The organism is Rhizobium sp. SEMIA 4085 (assembly GCF_013004495.1).
Classification (GTDB): domain Bacteria; phylum Pseudomonadota; class Alphaproteobacteria; order Rhizobiales; family Rhizobiaceae; genus Rhizobium; species Rhizobium gallicum.
Window position 1 is genome coordinate 1 of sequence record NZ_JABEPH010000263.1, and the last position, 8,625, is coordinate 8,625.

General features: G+C 59.0%; 11 protein-coding genes. 1 reads left to right on the plus strand and 10 read right to left on the minus strand.

The genetic code is table 11. The annotated features are described in order from the left end of the window. A partial coding sequence (ccmI, locus tag C9413_RS22530) for a c-type cytochrome biogenesis protein CcmI (protein WP_170250935.1) occupies window positions 1-464 on the minus strand: 464 nt, incomplete at its 3' end. 96 nt (window positions 465-560) lie between these two features. Next, window positions 561-1,289 carry a response regulator gene (locus C9413_RS22535; RefSeq protein WP_040116164.1) on the minus strand — a complete coding sequence of 243 codons (729 nt, stop codon included), beginning with the start codon at window positions 1,287-1,289 and terminating at the stop codon, window positions 561-563. A gap of 248 nt (window positions 1,290-1,537) precedes the next feature. Between C9413_RS22535 and C9413_RS22540 the strand changes: the two genes are divergently transcribed. After that, entirely contained in the window at window positions 1,538-2,200 is a 663-nt protein-coding gene (locus C9413_RS22540; protein WP_040116165.1) for a helix-turn-helix domain-containing protein, read from the plus strand. A 44-nt stretch (window positions 2,201-2,244) separates the two neighbouring features. Here C9413_RS22540 and ccoS read toward each other — a convergent pair whose 3' ends face one another. The 8 genes from ccoS to ccoO form a co-directional block, all read right to left on the minus strand. Further along, a complete protein-coding gene (gene ccoS / locus C9413_RS22545) occupies window positions 2,245-2,403 on the minus strand; it encodes a cbb3-type cytochrome oxidase assembly protein CcoS (RefSeq protein ID WP_063828742.1) in 159 nt (52 codons plus the stop codon). Beyond that, window positions 2,400-4,691 (minus strand): cation-translocating P-type ATPase, encoded by a 2,292-nt coding sequence (locus C9413_RS22550; protein WP_170250936.1) that lies wholly within the window; start codon window positions 4,689-4,691, stop codon window positions 2,400-2,402. The genes ccoS and C9413_RS22550 overlap by 4 nt, the downstream gene beginning before the upstream one ends. Beyond that, the gene (locus C9413_RS22555) at window positions 4,688-5,185 is read right to left on the minus strand and encodes a FixH family protein (protein WP_040116167.1); all 498 of its coding nucleotides are present in this window, start codon (window positions 5,183-5,185) and stop codon (window positions 4,688-4,690) included. The genes C9413_RS22550 and C9413_RS22555 overlap by 4 nt, the downstream gene beginning before the upstream one ends. Then, window positions 5,182-6,759 (minus strand): cytochrome c oxidase accessory protein CcoG, encoded by a 1,578-nt coding sequence (ccoG, locus tag C9413_RS22560; protein WP_040116698.1) that lies wholly within the window; start codon window positions 6,757-6,759, stop codon window positions 5,182-5,184. The genes C9413_RS22555 and ccoG overlap by 4 nt, the downstream gene beginning before the upstream one ends. Window positions 6,760-6,928: 169 nt before the next feature. Continuing rightward, window positions 6,929-7,117: a hypothetical protein gene (locus C9413_RS22565; protein ID WP_040116168.1), complete on the minus strand. Its 189-nt coding sequence runs from the start codon at window positions 7,115-7,117 to the stop codon at window positions 6,929-6,931. Between the two features lie 9 nt (window positions 7,118-7,126). Further along, complete coding sequence (ccoP, locus tag C9413_RS22570) at window positions 7,127-7,990, minus strand: cytochrome-c oxidase, cbb3-type subunit III (RefSeq protein WP_040116169.1); 864 nt, start codon at window positions 7,988-7,990, stop codon at window positions 7,127-7,129. Window position 7,991: 1 nt separating this feature from the next. Next, complete coding sequence (locus C9413_RS22575) at window positions 7,992-8,144, minus strand: CcoQ/FixQ family Cbb3-type cytochrome c oxidase assembly chaperone (protein ID WP_040116170.1); 153 nt, start codon at window positions 8,142-8,144, stop codon at window positions 7,992-7,994. A gap of 9 nt (window positions 8,145-8,153) precedes the next feature. Then, the coding region (gene ccoO / locus C9413_RS22580; protein ID WP_170250937.1) for a cytochrome-c oxidase, cbb3-type subunit II at window positions 8,154-8,625 on the minus strand (472 nt) is incomplete at its 5' end.

Consider the following 8,625-nt stretch of genomic DNA (forward strand, 5'->3'; position numbering starts at 1 on the left):
CCCCTGCCGTCATCCGGATTCTCCGAAAGATGCCGCTCCGCCTTCACAATCAGCACCGCCATGTCGTTGCCAGGATCCGCCAGCCGACCCGCCAACGGCCGCGACGGCACATCAGGACGGCCGAGCGGCAAATAAAGGGAAATCGAGACAAAAGGCAGAAAGACAACGATGGTCCATTTCAGCCACTTTGGCGATGCGCGAAAAAAACCGGTCGCGCCGTTTTCCGGCTTGGTAGCGCAGATAAGGCGCCGGGCGATCTCGGCCTTTGCGTAATCGGCTTCGAGTACGCCGATTAATCCGGACGCCAGATCTCGGTCAACTTCCAACAGTTGATCGCGGTAGACCAGCGACGCGCTTGTGGCGCGCCGGCCAGTCACTGCGAGCCGTCCATTGAACGGCGTAAACAGCACAGCCGCAACGGCAGCTGTCAGAGCCGCAAATGCAAGCCAAAGGAACATCTGCATCCAGTTCTTCGATTATTATCCCGTTTTCGACGGACATAGGCGCTTCAACCGCCGCCAACATTGACAGTAATCAAATAACCAGCGTTGTGACGACGTTTATCGGCGGCCGCCGGTAAAGACATAGCCGACGCCGCGAACGGACTGGACGATGGTCGGGTTCTTGGGATCCTGTTCGATTTTTCTGCGCAGCCTGGCAATTTGTGCGTCGATCGTTCGATCAAACGCTTCGAGGTTGCGGCTGCGCGTGAGATCCATCAGCGTTTCGCGCGACAGCACGCGGCCTGGGTTGCGCGCAAAGACGAGCAGTATATCGAACTCCCCGGTTGTCAGCGGTGTGTCTTGTCCAGAAGGGTCCGTCAACTTGCGCCGATGGATATGAAGTTGCCATCCATCGAATTCCAGGACGCCGTCATCGCCGGCCTGCGGCACTGCCGGGCGTTCGGCAGGCTGGCGGCGGCGCAAGATGGTTCTCAGCCGGGCAAGAACCTCGCGAAGGTGGAATGGTTTGGCGATGTAATCATCTGCTCCGACTTCGAGGCCTACGACTTTGTCGGTCACATCGTCGCGGCCTGTCAGCATCAAAATAGGCACGTCCGAACTTGCGCGGACTTCCCGCACCAACTGAAGTCCGTTTTGGCCGCCAGGTAAAACCAGATCGAGGAAAATCGCTGTAAAGTCGGTCTTCGCGAGCTCAGCGTGCATGGCCGTCCCATCGGCGACCGCCGTGACGCGATATCCTTCGTCCTCAAAATAGCGGATCAGCATCTGCCGAATCCGGGCGTCGTCATCTACGACCAAAATATGCTCGGATTGCCTGTCCGTCATTTCTACATTCCCTAGGGCTTTTCCGAAAGACACCCGCGAACCACCAGTTGCTTTCCTCAATTATCGAATTTCTCGGGAAATGGGAACGTCGCCGATCATGCTTCTCCCCAAAGAATGGTCAAGCGGCTCGCAAGGACCACGAAAGATCCAGTTTTGCGGTCTTTTCTCGCCTGGGCGGTTGATCAAGATCAAACAGGAATTCGCTTGCGCAGGCTAAATCAGGTTTGGGATTCAACAAGGGTAGGAAAATGTCCGTCGAGACGTCCGTATTGGCGCGTTCAAAGCTATTTGCCGGGCTGGGCAGCAACACCGCCAACAGGCTGCTCAAGCTGGCTGACATCACCAGGTACGAGCCTCGCGATTTCATCATCCGGGAAGGCCAAAGAGCAGACTCGTTCTTTTGCGTTCTCCAAGCCTATGTTCGCTTGTTCAAGACGAACGAGATCGGTCGCGCAGCAGACATCAGGATCTGTGAGCCGCGTGATACTTTCGCCGAATATCTGATTGGCGGCGGTGGCGTCTATGCCTACAACGCCCAGGCGGCAGGTAACGTGGCGCTAGCACGCTTTACCATCGACGGCGTGAGACGCTTGGCGCAAGAGGACCGAGCTCTGGATAGGAACATCATGCAGTTGATGGCCGACCATCTGCTTGCGACGATGGAATGTGTAGCTAGTGACCGTTTACACACCGCGCCTCAGCGGGTTGCCAACTATCTTTTAAGCCAATGTTCGGCAGGAAAACCAAGCGAAACCGTTCGTCTCCCCTACCAAAAGAGCTTGCTCGCCGGCAAGCTCGGCCTTGCTCCTGAAGCACTTTCGCGCGCATTCGGTGCGCTCAAGGAAGCGGGCGTCACTGTCAAAGGCAGAACGGTGCGCATCGACGATATCGCGGCTCTGCGCCAGATGTAGCGGCCGGCGGCAACGATCCGCCGCTCCTGGCAACGGTCATACCCTTACGGCCGGGGCGTCTTTTCATCCTCGTCATCGAGAATGCGCCATGACGCTCCCTCGAGATCGTCGTACTGGCCGTTCTTCAGAGACCACAGGAAACCAAAAAGGCCCAATCCTCCCATGAAGAGCGCGATCGGAATGAGGTAAATCAACATGTTCATGGCCACACGCCCCCCACGGCCGAATGCTTCGTATTGCGGATCGCATGGCGCCTGCCAGGGACCTTTGCCCTTTCGTTCATTCGCAGGGCATTTGCGATTACGATGAGCGACGATGTCGACATCGCCACGGCCGCGACCAGAGGCGTCGCATAGCCCGCGATTGCGATCGGCACGGCGATGATGTTGTAACCAATCGCCAGCGCGAAGTTCTGCCGGATGAACCGAGCCGCCAGGCGCGACACGGAGATCGCCTCGGGCACGGCCTCAAGGCTATCGTGCATGAAGACCAGGTCTGCTGCCTGCCGGCCGACATCTGCCGCCGTCGACGGTGCCATCGACACGTGAGCTACCGAGAGCGCCGGTGCGTCGTTGATCCCGTCACCGACCATCAGGACGCGATGGCCGAGCTTGCCCAGACGTTCGCATTCCTCCATCTTTCCCCGGGGCGTCAATCCTGCAAGCCAGCGGTCGATCTTGAGCGTCTTGGCTGTCGCCTCGACGACACATTGCCGGTCGCCCGACATCATAATCGCGGCAAACCCCTCACGCGCAAGGCTCTCGATCGCGCCATCGGCACCTGGCCGCAGGGTATCCTCGAAGTAAAAGCGTACAAGCTCGATCCCATCCTTCGATAGGACGACCTCGGAGAATGCATCGCTCTGTTGTGCGCCTCGCGGACTTCCCGGGCAAGCAAAGGCCGCGTTGCCGAGACGGTAGATTCCTTTCCCGCATTCGGCTTCCAGTCCAGCGCCCGGGATCTCCTCGACCTCATCAAATGCCAGGACATTTGGTCCGGCCTCGCGCCAAAGTGCCTGTGACAATGGATGCCGGGAATGAGCCGCCAGGCCGGCGGCAACGGCCAGTCCACCTGGGCCGGCATGCGTGTGGTAAGCGAGACGCGGCTGCCCCATCGTCAGGGTGCCGGTCTTGTCGAAGGCGACCATATCGATCTCCGCCAGGCGTTCCATGGCCGAGCCGTCCTTGACCATAATGCCTCGCCGGAACAGCCTCCCGGCAGCCACGACCTGAACAACGGGAACCGCCAGGCCGAGCGCGCAGGGGCACGTGATGATCAAGACGGCGACGGCCACCAGCATCGCTTGCTTCCAATCGCCCCCGATCAGACCCCAACCGAGAAAGGATACCAGTGCCAGGAGATGAACGGCCGGCGAATAATAGCTCGCGGCGCGATCGGCGATGCGCCGGTAGCGGGCGCGGCCGCCTTCTGCGGCTTCCATCAGGCCGATGATCTCGGCAAGCAACGAGTTTCTTGCAGTCGCCGCTGCCTTGATCGTCAACGATCCCGTCAGGTTCATCGCACCGGACTTCAGTTCGCTTCCCGTCGATACCGCGATCGGAATGCTCTCGCCCGTGACGATCGAAAGGTCGATCTCGCTCTTGCCGGTAACGACGGTGGAATCGACCGGAATACGTTCGCCGGCCGGCACGGCAATCAAATCGCCGATACTGATTTCGTCCAACGGCACATAACGCTTGGGGCCGTCCCGGTTGATCAGGAGCGCGCCTCGCGGGGCAAGCCGCGCCAGGCCGGTGATTGCCGCACGTGCCTTGTCGCGCATGACGTGATCGAGAGTGCGGCCAATCAACAGGAAAAACAGCAGGGACACAGATGCATCGAACCAGGCGTGCTCACCATGGTGGATCGTTTCCCAGAGCGACATCGAATAAGAAAGCGTCACGGCGAGCGATATAGGCACATCCATATTGGTACGGCCGTGCTTTAAAGCGTTCCATGCGGATTGATAGAAGAAACGGCCGGCATAAATCAGCGTGGGCGCCGCGATCATTGCCGATATCCAATGGAACATGTCGCGCGTTGCAGCCTCCGCCCCGGACCAGATCGATACGGAAAGCAGCATAATGTTTGCCGCAGCAAAGCCCGAGACACCGACGGCCAGCAGCAGTTGATTGCGAACGCGATCATCGTCGCTCAAGTCAGCCGTGAACAAATGCGCTTGATAGCCGCAGCGCGCAATTGCAGACAGAATGCCGGCTGGATTGACCGGCTTGCCGTTCATCTCCTCGTGCCATACGCAGCTCACGCGCTTTGCCGTGAGGTTTACCCGCGCGCCCTTGACATAAGGCAACTGCGTCAGCGCCTTTTCGATGGTCGAGATGCAGGCGCCGCAGTGAACGCCTGGGACGCTGAAATCCGATTGCCTGAGACCGGAGCCCAAAGGCTGGCTGGCCAGCAGTGCCTCCTCGGCGCTGATCACGTTGCTGCTCAGCGACAGCACGCCTTCTACATCCATGGTGCAGCATGTCATTGGACGAACCCCGCGGTATTGATCCTGAGTGCCTCGTGCATCACGGTCACGCCCTCGTTCTTCGAAATGACTTCAACGATCCAATCGCCCGACAGGACGCGGTGGCGCGCTTCGAAATGGCCGTCAGGTCTCTTCCGCAATCGAATGACGAAATCCTCCTGGTCGCCGACCGGCCGCCTGAAATGCGCCGTGACCTCGTCAGCGGCGGCTGGCGAACCGCCGCGATCGCGCAACCCATAAACGATCAACCCGTCTTGAAGCGCGAATTCGCCAGAAACGCCGCTTGTGGCCATAGCGCGCATTGCCTGCGCCTTCTTGTTGAATTCCTGGCTTGCGACATAGGCATTTTTCACCACCAGGCCGCTCCAGCTCGACGAGGCGTACCAGGCCATCGTCATGTTGACGGAAATGATGATGCCGAAGAAGGAAAGCATGATGAAAAGCATGTGGCGGCCGGTAAAGCCTTTGCCGTTGGTGATCTGGTGCTCGCTCATTTTCTGGCTCCTGGCGAATTGAAGGCGGCTTTGTAGACCGAGCGATCCGTGCCGACCGGGTCTTCGGCCACGAAAAGAAATTCGCTGAGGGCACTGGAGGCATTCTTGCTTGTGACGAAGACCTTGAGCGCCATTGCCGTGTCGGGCTTCGTTTCAATCATGAAATGCCGGCTCTCCTCTTCCGACAGTTCCGGAATCTTCATCGTCGCGCCATCCATTCCTTCAATATGCAAGGCAATCGTGCGGGGCTGCGGCAGCATGTTGAGAATACGAAGCGTGTAGCCGTTACGGATCGAGCCGTCTGATTCGAGAACGAACTGAGGGTTTCGGTCGTGCACCACGTTGAGGTCAAGCCGCTCGCGCAGTGCGAGATGGACGAGCATACCGATGCCAACTGCTGCCCAGACGGCAGCGTAAAAGACTACGCGCAGCCTGAAGATGACGCGCCAATTGAAATGCCGGATTGCGGCGATGAAGTTTCCGTCGTCATCGCGAACGCGCTGAGGCTGAACACCGGTCTTTCCATTGTCGGTGGCAAGCGCCATGTTGGCGGCATATTCGCTCAGTGTTGCATAGGCGATGAGGCCGCGCGGCTTGTTCAGCTTGTCCATGACACCATCGCAGGCATCGATGCAGAGCGCGCAGGTGATGCATTCCATTTGCTGACCGTCGCGGATATCGATGCCCATTGGGCAGACGGCGACGCAGGCATTGCAGTCGACGCAGTCTCCAACGGCCTGGCCCGAAAGGACCGCTTTCTTGGCATGACGGGAGCGCGGCTCGCCGCGCCAGTCGTTATAGGTGACGACGAGGGAGTTTTCGTCGATCATGGCGCCCTGGATCCGCGGCCACGGACACATGTATGTGCAGACCTGCTCGCGCATCAGACCGCCGAGCACATAGGTCGTTGTGGTAAGCGTGGCGACGGTTGCATAGGCGACGGCCGGTGCCTGGCCCGAAAAGAAACTCAGTGCCAATGTTGGCGCGTCAGCAAAGTAGAAAATCCATGCGCCGCCGGTTGCTGCACCGATGCCGAGCCAGATCGCGTGCTTGGCGACGCGCTTCAATAATTTGCCGGTGCTCCATGGCGCATTGTCGAGTTTGATCCGTGCGTTGCGGTCGCCCTCGATGGCGCGCTCGATGACGAGAAACAGATCGACCCATACCGTCTGGGGACAGGCATAGCCGCACCATGCTCGCCCGACTGCGGACGTCACCAGAAACAAGCCAAAGCCCGCCATGACCAGCAGGCCGGCCACGTAAAAGAATTCCTGCGGCCAAATCTCGATGAAGAAAAAAAAGAAGCGCCGTAAGGACAGATCGATCAGGATCGCCTGGTCGGGCGCGTAAGGACCTCTGTCCCACCGCAACCATGGTGAGAGATAGTAAATCCCGAGCGTGATCAGCATCACGATCCATTTGAAGCGGCGGAAGTGGCCTTCCGCCCGCTTGGGGAAAACCTTCTCACGCGCTGCATAAAGAGGCTGACGATTGCGCGCCGCGTTGACCGGTTCCACCTGAAGGTGTTCGACCGTGTTCTTGTCGCGTGGGGCCGGGGCGGTGTAGAGATTCATCGTCAGCATCCATCATTGATGCCCCCTTGTCGCATTCCGCAGCGCCGCCTTCCTTGACGTAGGTCAAGAAGCAGGCCAGCCGACGCCGAACGCTCACGTGCAAAAAAAGCCACGCGCGAAGGCGTGGCCAGGAGGCCGCAGCGAGAGACCTGCAGCGGATGTCCGCCTATTAGCGGCTTGTGGTCGACTGATCCTTGAGACAGGTCAAACTGATCATCGCCTGACCAAGCCTCTCCGAGTCGTCCTTTTCCTCATCTGCCGTGACAGGCATCTTGGCCCGAACGGAAACGCGCGTGTGGACGACCGAACGCGGCGTTCCGTAGAGCGAAATCAGCGGATTGGTATCGCGTTTGGACATAATGATCTCCTATTTTCCGCCGCCCAGCGAATGCACGAAGACGGTCAGTTCTTTCACGGTCGTCTCGCCAAGGCGGGCGGCCCAGGCCGGCATCATGCCATGTTTTGGAGCGATGATCTGGCGGGTGATCGCCTCTTCGCCCTCCCCTTTCAGCCAGATGGCATCGGCCAGATTGGGCGCTCCCATGTCGTTGCTGCCCTTGCCATCTTCGCCGTGACAGGCCGCGCAATTGTCGAGAAAAGCCTGCTTGCCGGCGCTTGCCATCTCTATATCGGACGACGTTTTTGTCAGGCTCCAGACATAGGCAGCGACGTTGCGGGTTTGCGTGGCGTCGAGGACATCAGCAAACGCAGGCATCTCGGACACTTGGGTGTCGCCGTCACCGTCGAAACGGACGCCGTGGGCGATGGTCTTTTGGATTGATTCAAGATCGCCGCCCCATAGCCAATCGTCATCGTTCAGGTTCGGGAACCCAGGGCCGCCGGCTGCGCCACTACCATGGCACGGCACACAATTGACCTTGAAAGCGGAAGCGCCACCCGAGATGGCAAATTGCCGCAGATTGGGATCCGCGTCGATTTCGCCGACCGTCTTTGCGGCAATCTGGTCGAGATAGGTGGTCTGGGTGGATTTTGCCGTCTCTACTTCCTGCGTAAGATCGGCACGGCTCGAAGAGCCGAGCAGCCCATCGGTGGCCTTGGTCAAAAGCGGAATGGAAGGATAAGCGATGGCATAGCCCACCGCCCACAGGATCGTCGCATAGAACGTCCAGACCCACCACCGCGGCATGGGATTGTTCAGCTCGCGGATACCGTCCCATTCATGGCCGGTGGTTTCGACGCCGCTGAATTCGTCAACATGTTTGTCCGACATATCAGTCATCCTTCAAAGGTATGCTTGCGGCTTCATTGGCGCTTTCCCTGCCACCCGGACGGAGCGTGAAAAGGACAACGCCAATGAAGAACAGCGTCATAGCGAGGAGGCCCCAACTGTCGGCGAAGTGGCGCATTGTTGTGTAGGTTTCCATGAGCGTTCCTCAGCGATATCCGGTTGCGTCGTCATAAGTCGAATAATCGACCAAGGTGCCTAGCATCTGCAGGTAGGCCACCAGAGCGTCCATCTCCGTCAGCTTCGAAGGGTCACCGTCGAAGTCGCCGGTCTTGGCCTTCGGATAGCGTTCGAGCAGCGCCGTGGTGTCGGCGTTGGGATCCGCCTGCAATTTCATGTCGGCCTCGGCGTTGGCGATCATGGCCGGGGTATAAGGCACACCTACAACTCTGTTTGCCTTGAGATCCATGCCGACATCCTTCGCCGCGACCTCGTTGGTCTTGAGGAAGGCGTAGCTTGGCATGATCGATTCCGGCCCGACCGCGCGCGGATCGGCAAGGTGCTGGACCTGCCATTCGTTCGAATACCGACCACCGACACGTGCAAGATCTGGTCCGGTCCGCTTTGAACCCCATTGGAAGGGATGGTCGTACATCGATTCGGCTGCGAGTGAATAATGT